Raw genomic sequence first — 21764 nt, forward strand, 5'->3', positions numbered from 1 at the left:
ATACTGGGTAACCGACTTCTCCAACCGAGCCATCCGAGACATCCGACCTTCGCACATCAATATTCATCATTTTAGAATTAAGTTTTTTTCTCGGGCTTATGCTTGAAATATTCTTATTTTCCGAGTTTGATATATTTTAGAATTAATCGTTCAATCGGTTTTCGGTTAAGATAAAAAAATCCCGCTAAGATAACAATTACCGCAAAAAAATATTACCCATTCTTTAAGCGTGAAATTGAATGCTTTAGCACCAATTAAATTATTAACCAGATTATTAGGTAGACGAGCAATTATTACCAGCACCACATACACAAAATAAGGAATTGCAGTCAACCCTGAAAGATAATAGATAATATCCCCTAAAGGTGAAAATGGAATGAGAAGTAAAGTAAATATGACAAACGGACCTTTGCGAACTACATAAAGATCAAATTTCTCCAGATTTTCTTTTGAAATAAATAATTTTAAGAGCCGACGACCAAAAAACCTGCTGAGCCAAAAAGTAATACTGGCACCGATAAAGATTCCTATCAAACAAAACACTGTTCCTTTTAATACGCCAAAAAGATACCCGGCAATAAATCCAATAAGATGACCGGGAATCGGTGCAAAGATAATTTGAAGCACTTGTAATCCAATCAGGATAAAAGGTGCTTTGATGCCAAATTGACTGATAAAATCCCGAATTTTGGGCTGGTCAGTGAATACAGTTAATAATATCGGGTATTTTGTAAAAAGCAAAAAGGCAATTACAATTATAAATGTAATTAATAATACCAAATAAGCAATACCAAAAAATTTGGCTTTTGAACTGTTATTAGTATCAGTTAAAATTCTTTTAAAACGTTGCATTTCTTTTAGTTTTTCGGTTTAAAATATTTATGTGAAATCTAATGGTTTTATAAACGAACTATTTTTCAGGCCGATAGCCCAAACGATGGAATGGATTTACCACTGAAGAGGCAACATTTTTGAGATGGGCGGAAACACGCTTTAAGAATCGGGCAAGTAGCGCATAAATTACGGCTTCGCGACCAGGTAAAGATGCGTCTTTTAAGATATCTTCAATGAGATGTTCAATTTCTGGAGCCAATTTCGCATGAGCATCCATAACCTGTTGCCCTAATTCAACATCGACTTCCTTAAAGGCTTTAATCGTATTTATGAAATTTTTAGTTATTTCAACTTCAAAATTACGGACTCGGTCGCAATAAGCACCGCATAGTTTTTCCGGATAATGGTGCGCTAATTCAATGAGGTTTTTTGCATAATCGCCGATGCGCTCAATATCAACAACAATTGTTACAAGAACTAACGAACTTGTAATATCTTGTCGCGGATTAATTGAAAGATGCTCTAAAACTTTTCTTCGGACTGAGATCTGCATCTGATTTAATTGCTGGTCAAGTTTATAAATATCAGCGACTTCTTTTTCGTTATCCATAAGCACCCGTAATGAGAAGATATACATATCTTTAGTCATCTCCAGCATTTTATTGGTTTCTTCGATGGCTTCAGTTAAGAGCGACGACTTTTTCCACAATTGAAAAAATTCAGTAAACATTTGCTATCTCCATTTTATAACCACAGATTACACAGATTTCCCAATTTTGTCTTTTCCGGTGCAAATCTCGTGGCATTTCTTTGTTTCATTTTATTTTTGTTATTATAAATATTATAATCGGAACTAAATAAAAGACAACAATTATGTAAAGTATTGCTAAAAACCGATTTTTACTCGCTATTTTACCAAAAAACAAAGCGAGTTTAATCGGAACAATTCTGGCGGGATACCAAATACAAGCTCCAATGAGATTAAACCCAAAATGGGCAAAAGCAATTTGGATTCCTAAGGGATTACCTATTGCCAAAGACGCCAAGATTGCGGTGACAGTTGTGCCTATATTGGCGCCAATCGTATAAGGAAGTATTTTATAAATAGATAATATTCCGGCTCCGACTAAAGGAATTATCAAAGAAGTGGTTACTGATGATGACTGAATTATTGCGGTAGTAATGAGTCCCACTAAAAAACTCTGCACTGCATTTCCAAAGAGATAACGGTCAATTACCAATTCTAATTTGCTGGTAGTGATGGCACGCATTGCATCCACTAAAAATTTCAAAGAAGCAAATAAAAGGATAGTTGCCATTATTACTATCACAAAACTTCTATTACCTAAGATCTGAATTAATTGAGAACTTATTGGTGTGATGATATATTTTAACGGACTGGAAATATAGGTGCCTCCAATCCCGGAGAAAATTTTAGTTAAAAATTCTGAAAACACCCTTAGAATGTGAAACTTTAATTCTAAAGGAAAGACAACTAAAACTGTTAAGATATTAAAGAAATCGTGGATTACGGCTGAAGGAAACGCTCTTTGAAACTCATTCTTTCTTGTAACCTGACCAAGGGAAACCAATGTATTGGTGACGGTAGTTCCAATATTAGCACCCATAATGATAGGAATTGCATTGGTGATACTTAGTGTTCCAGCTGCAACCAAACCAACCGTAATTGAAGTTGTGGCTGACGAACTTTGGACAATCGCGGTTGTAAAGAGTCCAATGATTAATCCTAAAAATGGATTAGAAGTTATGCTAATTAAATTTGTGACAAATCCTTTACCTAAGAGTTTTAGTCCATCGCTTAATAGACTAATACTAAGTAAAAAGCCATATATACATATTAGTAAAATCAAAATCTGAAAGAATTTATGGGAACGATTGTCCATCAGAATTAGGATAAAAAGAGAATAACAAAAACGAGGCAAGAGTAATTATTTTCTCCCGCCTCGTTCATCGTATTGTTATTAGGAAAGATGAGAAAGAAAACTAAACTTAGTCTGGAATTCTTTGGGTCGGTAATCGGGTAAAAGCATTGGCGATTTACGTTCTTTAGGAACTCCAACTTTTTCTAACTCTTGGTGGTATCTTTTAACATGATTCAAGGTTGGCTCTTTACTGTTGAGAATTTTCAATGATGTTTCAGCGGCATGTTTTCCGGCACGACGGCCAAAGACTAAGATATCTAGGAGCGAATTTCCCATAAGTCGATTTCGGCCATGTACTCCGCCCGACACTTCACCTGCCACATAAAGCCCTGGCACATTAGTTTCGCCGTATTCATTACATAAGATTCCACCATTCTGATAGTGTTGGGTTGGATAAGTAAGCACCGGTTCTTTGGTCATATCAATGCCAAATTTTATGAACTGCCGATACATTGCAGGTAGTTGTTTTAAGATTGTGCCTGGCCCGGATAATATTTCAATTAATGGTGTATCCAGCCACACGCCCCCGGCTTGGGCCGTGACAATTCCCTTTTTGCGGTCCTGGACTTCTCGAATAATGGCCGATGCGACGACATCTCGGGTTTCAAGTTCATAAATAAATCGTTCGCCATCAGCATTAACTAACTGGGCGCCAACGCCTCGGACTTTTTCGGTGATTAATTGTCCTAAAATTTGTTCTGGATAGGCAACGCCAGTGGGGTGATATTGAATTGTGTCTAAAAAAATCAATTTTGCTCCGGCACGATACCCCAAAACTAAACCATCGGCAGTTGCACCGTAGTGGTTAGAAGTTGGAAATCCCTGGATATGTAATCTACCAGCACCGCCGGTGGCTAAGATTGTTGTCTTTGCTTTTACCGTAAATATCTCGCCATTTTCCATATTTACCAAGACAGCACCAACACAACAGCCGTCTTTATCTGTAAGCAGTTCTAAGGACGAAGTATATTCTAAATAGCGGATTCTTCCAGGTTGAGGTTTTGATGCTTGGTCTAAAAATTCATCTTTAAGACAGCGCATAATTTCCGCGCCGGTATAATCTCGACAGGGGTGCATTCGTTTACGAGAAGTGCCACCACCATGGATAGAGAGCATTGTGCCATCGTCTGCTTTATCAAAAATTACGCCTAACTCTTCTAACCAACGAATTATTTCTGGACCATCTGTGACCAATGCTCGGACTAATTCGGGAATATTCTTAAATCCACCGCCACCGATAACATCAAGATAATGGATTGCCGGTGAATCATTTTCTTTATCTGCGGCTTGAATGCCACCTTGAGCCATTGTAGTATTAGCGTCACCGATGCGCAGTTTAGTTACGAGCAGAACATCAGCATTTGCCTGTTTCGCAACAATTGCAGCCGAGACACCGGCACCGCCGCCACCGATAATTAAAACATCGGTCTCAAATTTTGGTGCGGGAATTACAAATTTATCCGGGTCAAGGTGCGAATAGGCTTCAAAAAGATTAGCAAACTCATGAGGTGTTTTGTCGCCTTTGTTAACTCCAACGGAAATTTCGCGCATTGTTCCTTTTTTATAATCCGGGTGATAGGCTTCCAATAATGCAGTGCGTTCGGCTAAACTTAACATTGGAAACTCTTGTTTCATCCGGAATGTCCGAGTCGCTTCTACCTTTTTTAATGATTCTTGAAATTCTTTTGGATACATTTTAATAACTCCGATCTCAGTTTATAAATACTTTCGACCACATTTATTTTTCAATATTTCTTTTCGTATATAATTCTTTTAATTGGTCAAGGGAACTTTTCATGAGCGTTTCAATCTCTTGGTTAAATTTGTTTTGCCTCATTTCTTCAAGTCGTCTATCTAAATGGGGGGCTTTTTTCATTATATGAGCCCCATAAATTCTGCGGGCAGCTAATGCAACATTATATTGGACAATTTCTGCAGGACAGCGCGTGGCACATAAACCACACATTATACAATCAAAGGACAACTCAGCAACTTTTTTGTAATCGCCACGAATAGCAGCATTGATATAATCCATAACTTTTATATCTTGCGGGCAGACTTTAGTGCAACTATTACAAGAGATACAGCGCATAATTTCTGGATACAAAGCACAAAGCGTTTCAGTAGTTGGTCTCATCTGGCTAATATTATGGACTGCTTTGTTGCCAGGATAAAACGGAATTTGGGCAAGATACATTCCATCTTCAATTTTGGTCTGACAGGCAAGGGCGACTTTTAATTTATAAGAATCTTTAGTTCGGTAGACCGTGCTACACGCACCACAAAAACCACCACGACAACCACAGCCACGAATGAATAAAAATCCACAATATTCCATTGCTTGGAGAATCGTTAGCCCCTGAGGTACTTTATATTCTTTACCCATTATATATATTGTAGAAAGTTGTTGATTGGTAGACATCAGTTAATCCTTTATTAACCTATTTGTCGAGTTTTAGATAAAAACCTTTTTCCTAAATTATAATTATATCTTGCGGTATTTTTTCATTCCTTCTTCATACAGGTCGTTGCCATAACAGTCATTAACCACAACTACAGGAAAATCTTCGACAGTCAATTTCATTATTGCTTCAGGTCCTAAATCTTCATAAGCAACTGTTTCGCATTTTTTGATTCGTTTGGCAATTAATGCTGCGGCGCCACCAACTGCAGCAAAATAGACACCAGTATATTGCTTTAGGGCATCGATGACTTCAGGAGTTCGATTACCTTTACCGATCATTCCTTTCATTCCATATTTTAGTAAAGCAGGAGTATAAGGGTCCATTCTTTCTGATGTTGTTGGACCGGCTGGTCCAATCGGATAACCTGGTTTTGCTGGAGCAGGACCAACATAATAGATAATTTGTCCTTTCAAATCAACTGGAAGCGGTTGATTAGATTCAAGTGCTTCAACTAATCTTTTGTGAGCCGAATCACGACCAGTATAGATAATACCGGTAATTAAGACGGAATCACCGGCTTTTAAGTCTTTTACTATTTCATCAGTTAATGGTGTTGTAATCTTTTTCATATTTTACCTCTTTTGTATGTCACCAAGGCACAAGAGACACAGAGCAAGGAAAGATTTAAATTGATTACTCTGTGGTCTTGCTGTCTCGGTGGCAAAAAAATCTTTATAAAATAGCGGTTTTGTGTCTTGCGGCATGACAATTAATATTTACTGCAGTGGGCATACTTGCAATATGGCAGGGATAAGTTTCAATAAAGACAGCAAGTGCCGTTACACGACCGCCAAAACCTTGAGGGCCGATACCGGTTTTATTAATCTCTTCCAGTAATTCTTTTTCTTTTTCCGCATAGAAGGGGTCAGGATGCGCTGAGCCGACTTCTCTTAATAACGCTTTTTTGGCAAGATAAGCGACCTTTTCAAAATTGCCACCAATGCCAACTCCAACCAAAATTGGCGGACAGGGATTGGCTTTTGAGCGCATGACGCGGTCAACAACGAATTTTTTAATTCCTTCCCAACCAGCCGCTGGAGTTAGCATTTTTACCTCGGACATATTTTCACTACCACCGCCTTTAGGTGCCACGGTAATTTTTAGATTATCTCCAGGAACAATTTTCGTATGAATAACAGCCGGAGTATTATCGCCGGTATTTTTGCGTCTTAATGGGTCAGCAACAATCGATTTGCGCAAATATCCTTCTTTATAACCTTTGGCAACACCGGCATTGATTGCATCAAAAAGTTCGCCACCAGTAACTCTAACACTAGAACCAACTTCTAAAAATACGACTGCGGTTCCAGTATCTTGACATGCAGGTATCATTTCCTTTTTGGCGATCTCGGCATTATCAATTAACTGTTGTAAAATCTCTTTGCCGGTTTCAGATTCTTCAATTTTTAATCCGTTCTTAAAGGCATTGATAATATCGTCGCCGATAAGACAGTTAGCGTCAATGCATAGTTTTGCCACTGTATCAACAATGTCTTGATATTTAATCTCTTTCAAATTTTACTCCTTTCTAAATTTGCCAACAGCAAATCGCCATTAGCATTTTGCCATTTTTAATACCCAAATTTCTGGTGTTTTGGGTAAAGTGTCTTTACTAATTGTTACCTCAGCACTATTAAACTTCCTGACATTTTTCTTATCTTTGATAAATTCATCAACAGAAACAATGGGAAAATCTAATGATGGTGTTTTGTAGTGCATTGGAATCGTAATTTTAGGATTTAACTGATTCATTATTTCAGTCGCAACTTTGCGGTCAATTGTAAAAAAACCACCTACTGGTATTAGTAAAATATCAATCTTACCTAACTTATCATACTCAGTTTTCGATAAAGTGTGTCCTAAGTCGCCAAGATGGGTAATGCGCAAATCATCGGCTTCGATTACAAAAATAATATTTTTTCCACGCGCCGAACCTTTTTGTGTATCATGATAGACACTAATGCCAGTGAATTTGATATCTTTTTCAACCCAAACGCCTTCAGTTTTTATTATATTTGGTTTTCCTAACACTTCTGAAACGCAATTGTGGTCATCGTGCTCATGGCTGATTAAGACAATATCAGCCGATTCTTTAATTGGTTTATAAGATAAGGCATTATTGAAACAGCCGGATTTATACGGGTCAGTTATAATTCTAATACCCTTATCTGTTGTTATTAAAAATGCCGCGTGACCTAAAAAGGTTATTTTCATATAACTTTATACATCTTTTTTTGAGAAAAAAAACAAATTATCTGTGAACTAAAAATGATTGTGTACATAAATTATATAATAATTTTAATCAAAAGTTATCAAAAGTCAACAGCAAATAAGAGCCTTGACTACAATAACGGGTTGTGCTACTATAAAAATCAATGAAAACGGCAAATAGTTTATTATTAATATTATTAATACTTTTATCGGGTTGCCACAAAAAGAAAGAAGAACCGATTACACCAATAGATGCTCCTGTATTACCTCTCCGAGGATTCTTTATGGGTGTTTTGCCGATACCGGCTCAAGGACAAACTTTTGATAGTGTTTATAAACAAGTATCACGATATGCTGAGTTCGCTCCGGTCTGGGGTAGACCGACTCCATTTTATAATTTAGCATCTGACCTAAAAGGAGATTGGGGGAAGACTTTTGTCACAAATCTAATTCGTGGTAATGGAATGTTTCCCGTCATTCATCTCTCATTTATCGGTACAGGTATGACATTGATTTCACCACCCAATATTTCCAATCCGAGTTTAAGTAACCCGGAATGGCGAAATGCTTATAAAAATTCCGCAATCGAAGTCGTTAAAGCAATCAAGCCATTATATATATCTTTAGGCAATGAGGTTAATCGTTGGTATGAGACTTATGATACTTCGACAAGCAATCCTAATGGATTTCAACATTATGTCAGTCTTTACAACGAAATCTATGACACTTTAAAAATCATCTGTCCGCGACTAAAAATCTTTTGTACATTTGCGCGCGAAATTGTTTCTCAATATCGTGAAGCCAATCTCAATGTATTAAAATTGTTCAATTCTCAGAAACTGGATTTGCTGATTTTTACTAGTTACCCTCATTCGGTTCAAAGCATTAATCGACCGGCTGATATTCCCAGTAATTATTATTCGAAAATTGAAAGTATTATACCTAATAAACAATTTGGCTTTAGCGAAATTGCATGGCCCTCGATGCCGGCTTTTGGTGGCGAGTCCTGTCAAGCTCAGTTTCTAACATTAGTAGCAGGACCACTAACACGAAACCAAGGATTGAATTTGAAACTGTTAGGTTGGTCTTGGCTAACAGATTTAGATACCAATGATTATATTGGTCTAATCAAAAGAGACGGCACCGAAAAATTAGCTTATTCGGTTTGGAAATGTTTGTCCATTTCAGGCAATAAATAAATTTTCTTTTCTTTACAACTACCTCAGATCTTTTTAATGACTTAGATGTTTTTGTGATAGGCGCAAAGATTTTTAATATAACAGAATCACTATTTAATGCGCTCTTTTAATACAATTTGCTCTGAAGTGAGTTGGACCAATCAAAGATTTTATTGTAACAACAAAGGGAAAAAGATAAACATAAAGGTTTTTAAAGATGTGTTTTTGATAATAGAATAAATAAATTGAATGGATGTTGACGAAATATGATTCTTGAGGTAAACTTAATATTAAAATTATCATTTAATAAGAAATGCTATTAATAAGATTTATGAAACGAGTTTTAGTGTGATAAATGTAAGGTCTTTGTTTTTTAGTGTGAAAATTAATGGTCCGAATATCGTCGAAAATAGTATTGCGTTGATATAAGTAGTATATGAAAAACAGTATTTTGCAGACAATCGCCTTAAAAGAAGGTGTTTCATATACACATTTAGAAAAAGGTATTAGAGATGGGACGATTGTTGTGCCTATAAATGAAAAAAGACCTAAAAAAATAAACCCGATAGCAATTGGTAAAGGACTAACTACTAAAATAAATTGTAATATCGGAACTTCACCGGAACGGGCAGACTTAAAATTAGAATTAGAGAAGTTAAAAGCAGCCGTTGAGGCTAAAACTGATACCATAATGGACCTTTCCACAGGTGGAGACATCCCTGAAATCCGAAAGGCGATAATTGATGCCTCTTCAGTTCCGGTGGGCACAGTGCCAATCTACGAAGCAAGTTTTTATGCCCAAATGAAACATAAAAGTTTTGTTGAACTGAAACCAAAAGACTTTCTTAATGTTATCGAAAATCATCTTGCGGATGGAGTTGATTTTATTACCGTTCATTGTGGCATTACTCTTAAAAATATGCAAAGTGTAAAAAATGTTCGACGGTTAACTGGTGTGGTCAGTCGCGGTGGTTCAATGATTATTGAATGGATGCGTTATAACCGCAAAGAAAATCCCCTTTATGAATACTATGACGAGATTCTACAGATTGCTAAAGATTACAATGCCTGCTTGAGTTTAGGTGATGGGCTTAGACCTGGTTCATTACATGATGCTACGGACGAACCGCAGATTTTAGAATTATTAGTAATCGGTGAGTTAGTGGCACGCGCCCGGGCTGAAGGGGTTCAAGTAATCGTCGAAGGACCAGGTCATATTCCGATTAATGAGATTGAAGTTAATGTTAAATTAGAAAAATTAATTTGTGACGATGCTCCATTTTATGTTTTAGGACCTTTAGTAACAGATATTGGTTGTGGTTATGACCATATCACATCGGCAATTGGTGGTGCTTTAGCAAGTTATTACGGTGCGGATTTTTTATGTTATGTGACGCCTTCAGAACATCTCGGATTACCAACCGTGGAAGATGTTAGACAAGGAGTGATTGCTTCCCGCATTGCGGCTCATGCCGGTGATGTTGCCCGGGGTAAAAAAAATGCGCGGGATTGGGATGATAAAATCTCAAAGGCGCGGGCAGAACTAAATTGGCAGAAGATGATTGCACTATCGGTTGACCCAAAACAAGCGAGAAAAATTTATGAAGCCTATCCCTTGAAGGCAGAAGGTGTCTGTACGATGTGCGGCGAATTTTGTGCGCTTAAAAAAAGTAAGGAATGGCTTCACAAGACAACTAAAAATTCAAGAAGTCGTTAATTTAAGATATGGTTAATATTTTTGCATTGATGTTAAGTCCCAAAAATAGTTTATACTTTCAATATAAGTATCTATTAGATAAAGCCAAAGATACGATTAAATTTCAAAAAAGGAAAATCTAATTATGAAAAAACGCTTTAATAAAAAATATACCCTATTTACTCCAGGACCAACTGAGGTTTTGGATTTTATTTTAGAAGAATTAAGTCGACCATTAGTTTATCATCGGGAAGCGAGTTTTGCGACTTTATTTGAAGACACAACTCATGAACTGAAAAAGATATTTTTAACTAAAGGCAGAGTTTTTGTTTTTACCTCATCCGGCACTGGGGCAATGGAAGCTGCAGTATGTAATTTGATTTCTCGCAATGATAAAGTCTTAGTCGTTTCCTGTGGCAAATTTGGTGAGCGGTGGCGTGAACTCTTAATTCGGTATGGTGCCTATGTTCGGACTTTAACTGCACCTTATGGCGCTACGGTTTTGCCCGAAGACTTGGAACGAAGACTGAGAACTGATGACTCAATAAAATTTGTTTTCACAACTCTGACTGAGACTTCAACCGGTGCCTTATCCGATATAAAATCCTATGGTGAAATTTGTCATAAACTAAATCGATTATTAATTGTTGATGCGATTGCGGGGTTAGGTGCGGATGAGTTTAAGATGGATGAATATAAAGTTGCGGTTGCGGTCGGAGCCTCACAAAAAGCCTTGGCATGTCCGCCAGGGTTATCATTTTTGGCATGTAATGAAGATGCCTGGACAATTATTAAAGCATCTCATTCACCTCGTTATTATTTTGATTTATTGCTTTATGAAAGATTCCGGGAACAAAACCAAACACCTTGGACACCAGCAATTTCTTTGTTCTATGGATTATACAAAACCCTAAAACAAATAAACCAAAAAGGTATAAAACATTTCTGGAACAATCATAAAATTATTGCCGAATATTGCCGAAAGGAAATTCAGAAGATGGGTTTAGAAATCTTTCCGACAAATCCTTCAAATGGCTTAACTGTTATCAAACTGCCAGAAAATGTTGATGGCACAAAGATTGTTGACTATATTAAGAAGAAACACAAGTTGTTATTTTCTAATGGTCAAGCCGAATTGCGCGGTAAAATCATTCGGATTGGTCATATGGGCTATATCAAAAAGACAATGGTAACCAATGCCCTAAAGGCATTTCGGGATGGTTATCATAAAATAGTAAAGAGTTAAAGTAAGTCGTTCAAACACGGAAGCAGGTTCTGGGTGAAAATAGGTTTTTATCAGTTTGCTCCGGTATTGGGTAAGAAACAAGTTAATCTCAAAAAGATCGAGAGCACTTTATCAAAAGTTTCCGCAGATTTAATTGTTTTACCGGAATTGTGTAATTCCGGATATATGTTTCAATCGCGTGCTGAACTTGGGAAGATGGCTGAACCAATTCCTGAGGGTGAGACCACGCAATTTTTTTTGAATATTGCTAAAGAAAAGAATTTTTTTCTGGTGGCTGGGTTGGCTGAACGAAAAGGTAAAAATATTTACAACTCAGCCGTTTTCGTCAGCCCGCAGGGAAAAGTTGAAGTTTACCGAAAAGGACATCTCTTTTGTGAAGAGAAATTAATTTTTCAGCCCGGCAATACGAGGTATAATGTCTATGATTGTCGTAAGGTCAAAATCGGTATCATTATCTGCTTTGATTATATATTTCCAGAAGCCATCAGAAGTTTAGCCCTAAAAGGCGCTCAAATTATCTGTCATCCGGCAAATTTGATTTTACCGTATGGTGAAAGAGTAACAATTGTGCGGGCAATTGAAAATCGGGTCTTCCTGATAATGGCAAATCGCACTGGTATTGAATCCCGAGGTCATAAGCAGTTGAAGTTTATTGGCAGAAGTCAAATCGTCAGTCCGACCGGTGAAATTTTAGTTAAAGCCAAGACCAATGAGGAGACAGTTAAAATTGTTGATATTGACCCTAAAGAAGCATTAAACAAATATGTCACGCCTTATAATAATATTATCTCAGACCGTAGGCCTAATCTTTATTCGTTAGAATGAAACATTTGTTCAAAAGACTAAAGATATTTTAAGTGGCTAAAGGGTATAAATTAGTTTTATGTCCCAGGTAGTGTATAATATTTTGTGTAAATTTAGGATTGATATATTAAAACTAAAGGTGTATCCTCCTATGATATTCACTATTGACATTAGCGGAATTTTGGGTTATGATTAAGATGCGCAATATATTATCTTAAAGGGATAAAAGCGCACGCTATTTGAAACAGGACGACTGCGTTACTGAAAGTTTTAGAGGAAAAGTTAATTTCCCCAGTAAAGTAAGTTCTGCAGTGGCGTTAAGAAATTATGATTAAAGTAAAACTTAATAAAATATTGGTTTTTCCCAATAAAGTAATCGGGAATACTGATATTATAAGTTGCTTTAGTCGCCCTTTAAAACTTTCTTTCACTTTAACCGAGTCGGTGAAAAAAGTCGGATTAATAGGACTCGAAACGAAATCACCTGATGGGCTTAAGGTAAATTGGTTCAAAATAAAGACGGTTTACCTAAAGCATTTTTGGGTGTAGGAGCAAAAAAATGAGTAGTAAACTCTATGTAGGTAACCTGCCGTTTTCAGTAACGGATACGGACCTCAATACAATGTTTGCCAAGTATGGCACCGTAACATCAGTAAATCTAATTACGGATAAATACACTAATCGTTCGCGTGGTTTTGCTTTTGTCGAAATGGACACTGAAGAATCGGCTCAAAAAGCAATTGCCGAGTTAAATGACACGGAAATCGATGGCAGAAAAATCATCGTGAATCAAGCCCGACCTCAAGAACCGAGACGCGAGCGCTCATTTGGCAAGCGCGGCGACCGTTCCGGCCGAACGCGGCGTTGGTAAGCATTTACTAACATATATCGCGGGTCTTTTATCGACCCGCGATTTTTTTTATGAAGTGTACAAAGAAATAATATATTTGCTGATAATCGCGGTTTTAAGTACCAGAATTTCTTTAGTATTTTTTTATTTCTTAATAACCTTTATCTTTCCCAATTTTTTATTATCAACTTCAATTCGTATAAAGTAGATTCCGGATTGTAGATTTTTGATTTGTTCGTCATTGAGAATTATTTGTGATGAAGCAGAGATTGTTTTTGAGTAAAGACATTGTCCCAAAGGGTTATATATAGAAACTTTGATTTCTTTTTCATATGAACTATTGAACCTTAAAACAATTCGGTCTGTAAAGAAAGTGTGATATTGAATCGGTTGAGAATAACATTTAACATTATTGGGTTCGTATTCAATATCAGTTGCAGGTGCGGAAAATTTCAAAATATAGGCATCATAACTTCCGGCATTTGTTGCTTGATAATAGGCATTGCCACCAGGATTATAGGTCGGAAAATTAGATGAAAGCGTAAAACCTGTTAAAAATATATTACCGATTCCATCAGTGGTAATTGACATTCCATAATCAGTACCTGTGCCGCCATAATAAGTTGCCCATTCTCTGACGCCGGTATTGTTAAATCCTAAAATAAAAACTTCATGTCCGCCAGTAAGAGTTCCTTGATAAAAAGCACCGGCTCCTGGGTCATAAGTGGGAAAATTAGACGAAAGGGTATTGCCAGTTATAAATATCTTTCCGGAATTACTTTTTGCGATTGACCGGGCAATGTCACCAGCACTGCCACCATAAAAAGTTGCCCATTGTCTAATTCCTGCATTATTAAATTTCAAAATAAAGGCATCATCACTGCCACCAATAGTTGATTGATAATAGGTATTTCCGCCGGCATCATAAGTAGGAAAGTTGCCAGAGGAAGTGTTGCCAACAACAAACACATTGCCGGCATTATCAACGGCAATTGACCGACCATAGTCATTAGTGCTGCCACCATAAAAAGTTGCCCATTCTCTAACTCCATTATTATTAAATTTTAAGATAAAGACAGTTCGATAACCTTGAATATTTCCTTGGAAATAAGCACCAGCACCGGGATTATAAGTAGGGAAATTAGTTGAGCGGGTCATACCAGTAACAAAAACATTACCGGCAGAATCAGCCGTAATCGCATAACCGTGGTCTTCATCACTGCCACCATAATGGGTTGCCCATTCTCGGACTCCTGTATTAGAAAATTTTAAGATAAAGGCATCAAATGAACCAGCATTAGTTGCTTGATAATAGGCATTACCACCAGGATTATAAGTGGGAAAACTTGTGGATGCATAAGTGTTACCAGTGACAAACACATTGCCTGAATTGTCTGTGGTAATACCATAACCGACATCGCTTAAGCCACCACCATAATAAGTTGCCCACAGTCTGACACCAGCATTATTAAATTTCAGAATAAAGGCATCACCACTACCACCTGAAGATGATTGAAAATAAGCATTGCCACCTGGATTATAAACTGGAAAATTAGTAGAAGAGAAAGTATTACCGGTAACGAATATATTATTAGAAAAATCAGTAGTAAGAGATATGCCTACATCATCTGCACTACCACCATAATAGGTTGCCCATTCTCTTATACCCGTGTTATTGAATTTACAAATAAAGGCGTCAATTTGAGACGAAATCGTGCCTTGAAAATAAGCACCTCCCCCGGGATTTTGCGTGGGAAAATTAGTCGATTTTGTAAAGCCCGTGATGAAAATATTGCCTAAATTATCGGTTGTGATTGCGCCAATTTCCCGAGAGCCATCACAATTATCTTGGTCACTGCCACCATAATAAGTTGCCCATAATCGTTCAAAAGGTGGGTCAATAATTAAAGTTTTATTCTTATCATAGTCTTTTATATTAAATGTGATAAAACCTTGAGCATCTTTCTGAAAACATGCGGATACTTTTTGGCCGTTTTGCTCATAGACATAAATCTCGCCTTCTTTAATACTGCCCAGCGGAGTTGTATAGACGACTTCTTTACCCTCTCTTATAGCAAAATCTGCCCATTTGACTTTTAGTTTTATTTGGTTGAGGTCTGCATTGGGTTTAACTACAAACTCATTATGAACTTTTTCCTCGCATCGCCAAACCCAGTCTATATTAGGATATAAATCTTTTATTTTAAGATAGCGAAAAGATTTAACAAATAGAATACCTTCAGGACAATGCGCAAGATAATAATTAGTATAACCGGGTATTGGTTCTGAGAATTCGATTTTATTCTTTTCAATTTTGGCGCTGAGCGGTTCAATATCAAAACGAGCAAAGCGGATTAAGTCTTTATCTCTTTCATAATTAGAGAGAATAAATGAAACTCCGGTTTCGTGTAAATATATAGCATAATCAGAAAGACTGATTCTTAAGTATACGGAAGGAACGGGATTGTTTTCTAAATCAACAATCTGACCTAAATTTTCTTCAAAACCTGTATAATTATTGTGATTGATATTATCCGATGCAACTTGAGCAAGCGCAGAGCCGATAATAATGCCCAACAAAATTATTAATCTTTTCATTTTGTCCTCCTAACTTAAATAGATATTAGCCGATGAGACTTGAATAAAGATTGACTCAATAATGTCCAGTAAAACTACTAATCTTTTCATTCTGTCCTCCTAACTTAAATAGATATTAGCCGATGAGATTTGAATAAAGATTGACCCAATAATGTCCAGCAAAACTATTAATCTTTTCATTCTGTCCTCCTAACTTAAATAGATATTAGCCGATGAGATTTGAATAAAGATTGACCCAATAATGTCCAGTAAAACTATTAATCTTTTCATTCTGTCCTCCTAACTTAACTTAAATAGATATTAGCCGATGAGATTTGAGTAAAGATTGACTCAATAATGTCCAGTAAAACTATTAATCTTTTCATTCTGTCCTCCTGATAGTTAGCGAGTATCATTATTTATCTGATATATTAAAAGCGACTTTTCTCCAAGTCAAGATTTTGTTTTTGGCAATTAAATTAAAGACAGTTCAACTATAATGAAGATAAATATATCTTAAGTTTCTATTTATTATTTAGGCGCCTTCTCTACAACTCTATTTATACCTAACAATTATCAAATTGAATTGGTGGGATGGGTGATACGGAATATCAAAGACAAATAAATATTTGTGGCCGATAAGAAGTTTATAATCTAACCACTCTATTTATACTTATCAATTATTAAGTCAAAATCTTGATGTATGCTTGTTAGAATATCTTCTTATTATTTAGATACCTGTTTTTGAACTCTTATTTATACTTATCAATTATCAAGTCAAAATCTTGATATATGCTTGTTAGAATATCTTCTTATTATTTAGATACCTGTTTTTGAACCTTTATTTATACTTATCAATTATCAAGTCAAAATCTTGATATATGCTTGTTGAAATATCTTCTTATTATTTAGATACCTGTTTTTGAACCCTTATTTTTACCTCTCAATTATCAAATTGAAATTTTGACATATGATGGCTTTAATATCTTCTAAAATCTCTTGGTTCAATCCCTTTTTCTTCCAGCGTTCGATTTTCTGAGACAATTTATCTTCTACCACAGAAGTCACGGAAAATTTTTCTGTGTTTTCTTTCTTTTGTGCTTTCGTGATTACACTATAGCATTCTCGGCAAAAGTCTTTATAAAACGGAAAGAGAATAAACGGCACATCACCACGGGCACAGAGCCTTTTATGAACTTCGGCTTCTATTTTTTCCATAATTACCCGATGTCGGCCAAAATTAATTGCCATCTTTTCAATCTGTTCTGGACTCAAAGGCTTAATCTGTTTCTTTTGCGAGAACTTCGTCTCAATACTATGTAAATACTTACTCACATCGCGCGCAATCTTTCTGTGATGTGTCTCGGCCGAAATTTTTGAAATAATCTCATCTTCTCGATATTTATTAATAAGTCGTTCCAGTTTATCAAAAAACTTATCCCAAGGCACTTTACAGACATTCAAATAATTTAGAACTAAACTCAATGAAGGATTAGATAACTTGCCATTTTCTAACCGGGAAATAAAGACCTTGCCCGATTTTTCAGAAAAACCGAGACCTTTGGCTATATCGGTTTGAGTCAAATGGCAAGATTTGCGGATTTTTGCCAAAAGACTACCTGTCTCAGTGACTACCAGCCGATAAAACCTATCCTTTGGCATAATCAAAAAAGTTATACATATAGGTTAACAAAAAATCAAGGTAAATTTTTATTTAACTCCTTGAAATAAAAAATGATAAGCAAAATAGGCTTAATTGGATGGTATGACTCCCTCCGCAGAGGGGGGTATCTTGAAGGTTTGGGAAAGGATTATCTAAAAGTGTGCATTATAGCGTTTTTAGGGCTTTGCCTGATAAAGTCTCTTTTAGCGTATTGGTTAAAGCCTTATTTAGTCGGTATGGTAATAAGGCTTTTCGCGTATCTTTCAGGATAGGTAGGGGATTATCATTTAGTAGGTAAAGCAGGTTACCCTTGGAAGGGTTTAGGGGTTGGTTCGGAAAAATTTGTGGTTCGTTTAGGTGGGTGATTGTTGACAGACCTACATCCCTTTTTCATCAGGGCAAGGATTTAGACTACTTATGGATTAGGTGATTGCGGACACGAACAGGCTCTTAAGAAGTCGCAATCCCTTTTTCATCAGGGCAAGGATTTAGACCGTAAGGCTTTTAACTTATTATTAATCATCAAGTTTAATATGCCCAATTTATTGACACCCCTGTTTTTAACCATTTTCGCGTCAACCCAAAATCTCATACCAAATTTTCAAAGAACCTACTAAATAATTAATTATAATTTACCAATTTTTTCTCAAATGTCAAGTATAAAGTGCATTCAATAATAAAAATAGACTTTCTTAGTATTCTCATTAAAAAGACCTTTGAAAAGTGTTGCCGAACTTACCCAAAAACATAGAAAAGTATTCAGGGATTTCAGTGCAAACTGGATTTCAGGATTCTCTTAGAATCTAACTTGACTTTCTTTTAAGTAAGTGATATAGTAAATGTGTTAAAATGGTTCAGGATTGGAATAATCAAAATGTCTTACCGCCCTTTTCCCAATTTGCACCGTATTACGACCAGTTTATGCTTAGGTATGTTAATTACCGCGCCTGGGTAGATTATATTATAAAAATCTTTAAGCACTTTCAAATTCAACCCAAAACAATTTTGGATTTGGCTTGTGGCACGGGTATTCCGTCCATTCTTTTGGCTCAAAAGGGATACCGAATTATTGCAATTGATAATTCTCAGCCAATGTTAGCGATTTTCCAAAATAAAGTGCAAACGAAAAATTATGATATTAAAATTATTAATGCCGATATGAGAAATTTTGTTGTTTCAGAAAAAGTTGATGTTGCGATAAGTTTATATGATAGTATTAATTATTTGCTAACCGAATCAGATTTACAATTATGTTTTCATTGCGTTGCTAAGACACTAAAACCTGATGGCTTGTTTGTTTTTGATGTTAATACCATCTTTTGTTTAGAAAATTTTTGGGATAATACCGAAACTATCCGCCAGGTTAATAATATTTATTCAGTGTGGCAAAGTTCGTTTGACCCAATACGAAAAATCTCAACTTTACGATTGAAAGTAACTGTAGATAACAAGGTATCATTTGAAGAGATTCATAAAGAACGGGGATATACCGAAGACGAAATTGAACAGAATCTGAAAACTGCTGGGTTTAAGGAGATTAGATTTTATGAGCATTCAACTTTTTTGCCATCAACTGAAACGACCTTACGAATGATGGTTGTGGCAAGACGATAAATAGGTGTGCGCTATTGGAAAGAACACGGAAAAAGTTAATTCTTGCTATTGCGGAGTATTTTTCGTAGCACTTTTTTCAGAAATCTCCTTTGATAAGACTTGACTTTAACGAAGTTTTAACTAAAGTAAAAGGATAAATATATAATAGTAAAAGAATAAATATATAAAAAAATGAATATATAATAAAATAAAAGAATAAATAATAGAATAAATAAATATATGAAGAATAAAAGAATAAATATATATAAAATAAAAGTAAAGAATAAATCTAAAAAGAATATATATGAAAAGAAATTATCCTAATATAAAAGTAAAAGAATATATATTAGATTATGAAAACAAATTATCCTAAAAATGAAGACGAATTATCCTAAAACGGTAAAAGATTTACCCAAAGTTGAACGTCCCCGAGAAAAGTTAATCAAATATGGTGTGGAAAAGCTTTCTAACACCGAACTTCTGGCAATTATTTTACGGTCAGGCAAAAAAGGTGAGAATGTAATTGATTTAGCCCATAGAATCTTAAAACATTTTGGTGCCCAGAACCTACCGAATTTAAGTTTTGACGAAGTGAAAAATATTTCTGGAATTGGACCAGCCAAAGCCTGTGAGATTATTGCTTGTTTTGAATTGGGTAAAAGACTCTTGCAGGGAAAGAAATCTTGTCTTTATCTGAAACCGGAAGATGTTTGGAATGAATTAAAGGATTTGCGCGGGCTTAAAAAGGAACATTTTGTTGTTTTCTATTTAGATGTGCGTAATCAAGAAATCAAACGGGAGATTATCTCAATCGGTTCTTTGAATGCCAGTTTAGTGCATCCCCGAGAAGTCTTTGAACCCGCAATCAGAAATGCCGCAGCCCAAATTATTTTAGCCCATAATCATCCGTCAGATAATCCCGAACCTTCAGACGATGATTTGGCAATTACCAAAAGATTAGTTGAAGCCGGTAAGATTTTAGGCATCGAGGTTCTTGACCATATTATTGTTGCGAAAAGTAGATTTTATAGTCTTAAAGAAAACGGCTTAATCTAAAGTGTTAGTTTTTATCGACACTCTCATCTTAAAATTGCTCTTCGCAAACAAATATCAATTAACAAATTCTAAGATCTTAAACATCGGCATTTTGATACTTTAACTTGGATTTTACTTTGAGCATAAACTTTTCATAAGGAGGCAAGATGTATTATACAATTGAACTGTCAACTCATAGTCGTTGTGAACTGGTTGACATTACGGATAAAGTCTTGTCTGTAATCAAAAAGAGTAAAGTGAAATCTGGTGTGGCAATTATTTATGTTCCGCATACAACTGCAGCCATTACCATTAATGAGAATTATGACCCAAGTGTTACCGCGGATATAAATAACCTTTTAAGTAAATTGATTCCCCATAATTTTCCTTATGCCCATACTGAAGGTAATGCGGATGCTCATATCAAATCTGCAATCATCGGCTCAACCCGAACCGTATTTTTTGAAGATGGCGAGATTGTCTTTGGCACTTGGCAGGGGATTTTCTTTTGTGAATTTGATGGTCCAAGACACCGAAAAGTGCTGGTAAAAATTTTGTCAGATTGAATTTATCGACCGCACACCTAAACTAACAGAGAATTTGACGGATTAATATCTATCCTAAAGCAAAAAGGGTTGAGTTAATTTATTAGAGTAGTTTTTCAGCCCAATCAGATATTACCCGCATCTCTTCCGCAATTACAATGCCTTGAATTCTAATCTCCGGATAACTTTCTAATAAATGTTTTTTTCTTAATAAATCATCAAAACCCCATAAATCAGTTTCAACTTGGAAAAAGTTATACTGAAAAGGACTATTCTCTAATACAGTTTCAAAACCTTTAGTTTTTAATTCTTCTAAGACTACTTCGGCTTTACCACTGATTTCCAGAACAAAATGGCAATGGCAGAAGTTTTGAATTTTATGATAACGAATTTCCGGTAAGACCATAATAATGCCTTCTGGATTCTGCGAGTGCCAAATTAATTTTTCTAATTTGGTTTCTATCCAGTTCTTATTTTTCTTACAAAGTTCTGACAACTCTTCCACTGGTGCTGTCGGATGTTGGACTATTGCTTTTAGAAGTTGTTTTTCTTCAGTGGAAAAGATTTTTGGCAAAGGGTAGGTGTAATTTGCAATGCGATAAGTCTCCAGATATGCGAAATCAGGTAGTTCTTTGAGAAATTTGGTTTCAGTAACAAAATCTTTCGAATAAAAAACAACGGCAAGATTGTGTCCAATTTTAGATGGGATATTGGTATTAATCCAAATTTCGCTGACAAAAGGAATCTTTGCGGTTATTTTGGTAATTGCTTTATGGTAATCATTAGTAATAGCCAACACACATCCCCAAACCCATTCGCCGCCTAAAAACGGCGGAACGAAAATCGTTGCTTTATAACTGGAAATTACGCCTTCAGTCTGTAGTCGCGCAATGCGAGTCTTAATTTCCGTCAGGTCAATTTGTAGTTGGTGCGGCAAAGGTGCAAGCCAATATCCAGTTCGTTCCAAATGTCTTAAGATTGCTAAATCAATTCGGTCAATTGTCATCTTTTAACAATATGTTGTTCGATTACTACGATATTTAATGATACCAGCAATAATATGATTATTATCATCGTTTTTGCTATTACATTAATCATTTTCTAATAGGCACCATTTTGATAAG

Annotated in this window: 19 protein-coding genes; 8 read left to right on the plus strand and 11 right to left on the minus strand. The window is 35.8% G+C overall.

Annotation, left to right across the window (positions count from 1 at the left end; translation table 11 throughout):
* Positions 1–165: 165 nt before the first annotated feature.
* The 8 genes from N2201_03045 to N2201_03080 all read right to left on the minus strand — a co-directional run bounded on the left by N2201_03045 (position 166) and on the right by N2201_03080 (position 7456).
* A complete protein-coding gene (locus N2201_03045; GenBank protein ID MCX7785191.1) occupies positions 166–852 on the minus strand; it encodes a VTT domain-containing protein in 687 nt (228 codons plus the stop codon).
* Positions 853–910: 58 nt separating this feature from the next.
* On the minus strand, positions 911–1564 hold the full coding sequence (locus N2201_03050) for a hypothetical protein (GenBank protein ID MCX7785192.1): 654 nt from the start codon (positions 1562–1564) through the stop codon (positions 911–913).
* A gap of 85 nt (positions 1565–1649) precedes the next feature.
* The gene (locus N2201_03055) at positions 1650–2738 is read right to left on the minus strand and encodes a Na/Pi symporter (protein MCX7785193.1); all 1089 of its coding nucleotides are present in this window, start codon (positions 2736–2738) and stop codon (positions 1650–1652) included.
* A 78-nt stretch (positions 2739–2816) separates the two neighbouring features.
* Positions 2817–4472: an FAD-binding protein gene (locus tag N2201_03060; protein MCX7785194.1), complete on the minus strand. Its 1656-nt coding sequence runs from the start codon at positions 4470–4472 to the stop codon at positions 2817–2819.
* 43 nt (positions 4473–4515) lie between these two features.
* Positions 4516–5199, minus strand: a complete 684-nt coding sequence (locus N2201_03065; GenBank protein MCX7785195.1) for a 4Fe-4S dicluster domain-containing protein — start codon at positions 5197–5199, stop codon at positions 4516–4518.
* Between the two features lie 63 nt (positions 5200–5262).
* Positions 5263–5811, minus strand: a complete 549-nt coding sequence (locus tag N2201_03070; GenBank protein ID MCX7785196.1) for a Fe-S-containing hydro-lyase — start codon at positions 5809–5811, stop codon at positions 5263–5265.
* A 103-nt stretch (positions 5812–5914) separates the two neighbouring features.
* Positions 5915–6757 (minus strand): fumarate hydratase, encoded by an 843-nt coding sequence (locus N2201_03075; GenBank protein ID MCX7785197.1) that lies wholly within the window; start codon positions 6755–6757, stop codon positions 5915–5917.
* Positions 6758–6796: 39 nt separating this feature from the next.
* The gene (locus N2201_03080; GenBank protein ID MCX7785198.1) at positions 6797–7456 is read right to left on the minus strand and encodes an MBL fold metallo-hydrolase; all 660 of its coding nucleotides are present in this window, start codon (positions 7454–7456) and stop codon (positions 6797–6799) included.
* Positions 7457–7617: 161 nt separating this feature from the next.
* On the opposite strand from N2201_03080, the gene N2201_03085 reads away from it, so the two are divergent.
* The 5 genes from N2201_03085 (at position 7618) to N2201_03105 (ending at position 13248) form a co-directional block, all read left to right on the plus strand.
* Positions 7618–8652: a hypothetical protein gene (locus N2201_03085; GenBank protein MCX7785199.1), complete on the plus strand. Its 1035-nt coding sequence runs from the start codon at positions 7618–7620 to the stop codon at positions 8650–8652.
* A gap of 415 nt (positions 8653–9067) precedes the next feature.
* Positions 9068–10348 carry a phosphomethylpyrimidine synthase ThiC gene (gene thiC, locus N2201_03090; protein MCX7785200.1) on the plus strand — a complete coding sequence of 427 codons (1281 nt, stop codon included), beginning with the start codon at positions 9068–9070 and terminating at the stop codon, positions 10346–10348.
* Positions 10349–10472: 124 nt separating this feature from the next.
* Complete coding sequence (locus tag N2201_03095; GenBank protein ID MCX7785201.1) at positions 10473–11573, plus strand: alanine--glyoxylate aminotransferase family protein; 1101 nt, start codon at positions 10473–10475, stop codon at positions 11571–11573.
* A gap of 33 nt (positions 11574–11606) precedes the next feature.
* Complete coding sequence (locus N2201_03100; protein MCX7785202.1) at positions 11607–12398, plus strand: acyltransferase; 792 nt, start codon at positions 11607–11609, stop codon at positions 12396–12398.
* Positions 12399–12936: 538 nt separating this feature from the next.
* On the plus strand, positions 12937–13248 hold the full coding sequence (locus N2201_03105; GenBank protein MCX7785203.1) for an RNA-binding protein: 312 nt from the start codon (positions 12937–12939) through the stop codon (positions 13246–13248).
* A 123-nt stretch (positions 13249–13371) separates the two neighbouring features.
* On the opposite strand, the gene N2201_03110 is transcribed toward N2201_03105, so the two are convergent.
* Complete coding sequence (locus tag N2201_03110) at positions 13372–15825, minus strand: SBBP repeat-containing protein (GenBank protein ID MCX7785204.1); 2454 nt, start codon at positions 15823–15825, stop codon at positions 13372–13374.
* A gap of 915 nt (positions 15826–16740) precedes the next feature.
* Positions 16741–17466 carry a helix-turn-helix domain-containing protein gene (locus N2201_03115; protein ID MCX7785205.1) on the minus strand — a complete coding sequence of 242 codons (726 nt, stop codon included), beginning with the start codon at positions 17464–17466 and terminating at the stop codon, positions 16741–16743.
* An 850-nt stretch (positions 17467–18316) separates the two neighbouring features.
* Here N2201_03115 and N2201_03120 point away from each other — a divergent pair.
* The 3 genes from N2201_03120 (at position 18317) to N2201_03130 (ending at position 20661) form a co-directional block, all read left to right on the plus strand.
* The gene (locus N2201_03120) at positions 18317–19081 is read left to right on the plus strand and encodes a class I SAM-dependent methyltransferase (GenBank protein ID MCX7785206.1); all 765 of its coding nucleotides are present in this window, start codon (positions 18317–18319) and stop codon (positions 19079–19081) included.
* 354 nt (positions 19082–19435) lie between these two features.
* Positions 19436–20116 (plus strand): DNA repair protein RadC, encoded by a 681-nt coding sequence (gene radC / locus N2201_03125; protein ID MCX7785207.1) that lies wholly within the window; start codon positions 19436–19438, stop codon positions 20114–20116.
* Positions 20117–20262: 146 nt separating this feature from the next.
* Positions 20263–20661, plus strand: coding sequence for a secondary thiamine-phosphate synthase enzyme YjbQ (locus N2201_03130; GenBank protein MCX7785208.1), 399 nt, complete (start codon positions 20263–20265; stop codon positions 20659–20661).
* Positions 20662–20743: 82 nt separating this feature from the next.
* On the opposite strand, the gene N2201_03135 is transcribed toward N2201_03130, so the two are convergent.
* The gene (locus N2201_03135) at positions 20744–21646 is read right to left on the minus strand and encodes a hypothetical protein (GenBank protein MCX7785209.1); all 903 of its coding nucleotides are present in this window, start codon (positions 21644–21646) and stop codon (positions 20744–20746) included.
* Positions 21647–21764 lie beyond the last annotated feature (118 nt).

It is taken from the genome of candidate division WOR-3 bacterium, assembly GCA_026418155.1.
Classification (GTDB): Bacteria; Hydrothermota; Tepidihabitantia; order Tepidihabitantales; family CAIPLT01; genus JAOABV01.

What these genes read in the sequence shown, in the direction of transcription:
- N2201_03080 (MCX7785198.1), bottom strand. Translation starts at nt 7,456, where the DNA reads ATGAAAATAACCTTTTTAGGTCACGCGGCATTTTTAATAACAACAGAT.
- N2201_03120 (MCX7785206.1), top strand. Translation starts at nt 18,317, where the DNA reads ATGGTTCAGGATTGGAATAATCAAAATGTCTTACCGCCCTTTTCCCAA.
- N2201_03060 (MCX7785194.1), bottom strand. Translation starts at nt 4,472, where the DNA reads ATGTATCCAAAAGAATTTCAAGAATCATTAAAAAAGGTAGAAGCGACT.
- N2201_03105 (MCX7785203.1), top strand. Translation starts at nt 12,937, where the DNA reads ATGAGTAGTAAACTCTATGTAGGTAACCTGCCGTTTTCAGTAACGGAT.
- N2201_03065 (MCX7785195.1), bottom strand. Translation starts at nt 5,199, where the DNA reads ATGTCTACCAATCAACAACTTTCTACAATATATATAATGGGTAAAGAA.
- thiC (MCX7785200.1), top strand. Translation starts at nt 9,068, where the DNA reads ATGAAAAACAGTATTTTGCAGACAATCGCCTTAAAAGAAGGTGTTTCA.
- N2201_03070 (MCX7785196.1), bottom strand. Translation starts at nt 5,811, where the DNA reads ATGAAAAAGATTACAACACCATTAACTGATGAAATAGTAAAAGACTTA.
- N2201_03110 (MCX7785204.1), bottom strand. Translation starts at nt 15,825, where the DNA reads ATGAAAAGATTAATAATTTTGTTGGGCATTATTATCGGCTCTGCGCTT.
- N2201_03115 (MCX7785205.1), bottom strand. Translation starts at nt 17,466, where the DNA reads ATGCCAAAGGATAGGTTTTATCGGCTGGTAGTCACTGAGACAGGTAGT.
- N2201_03050 (MCX7785192.1), bottom strand. Translation starts at nt 1,564, where the DNA reads ATGTTTACTGAATTTTTTCAATTGTGGAAAAAGTCGTCGCTCTTAACT.
- N2201_03055 (MCX7785193.1), bottom strand. Translation starts at nt 2,738, where the DNA reads ATGGACAATCGTTCCCATAAATTCTTTCAGATTTTGATTTTACTAATA.
- N2201_03095 (MCX7785201.1), top strand. Translation starts at nt 10,473, where the DNA reads ATGAAAAAACGCTTTAATAAAAAATATACCCTATTTACTCCAGGACCA.
- N2201_03085 (MCX7785199.1), top strand. Translation starts at nt 7,618, where the DNA reads ATGAAAACGGCAAATAGTTTATTATTAATATTATTAATACTTTTATCG.
- N2201_03130 (MCX7785208.1), top strand. Translation starts at nt 20,263, where the DNA reads ATGTATTATACAATTGAACTGTCAACTCATAGTCGTTGTGAACTGGTT.
- N2201_03045 (MCX7785191.1), bottom strand. Translation starts at nt 852, where the DNA reads ATGCAACGTTTTAAAAGAATTTTAACTGATACTAATAACAGTTCAAAA.
- radC (MCX7785207.1), top strand. Translation starts at nt 19,436, where the DNA reads ATGAAGACGAATTATCCTAAAACGGTAAAAGATTTACCCAAAGTTGAA.
- N2201_03135 (MCX7785209.1), bottom strand. Translation starts at nt 21,646, where the DNA reads ATGACAATTGACCGAATTGATTTAGCAATCTTAAGACATTTGGAACGA.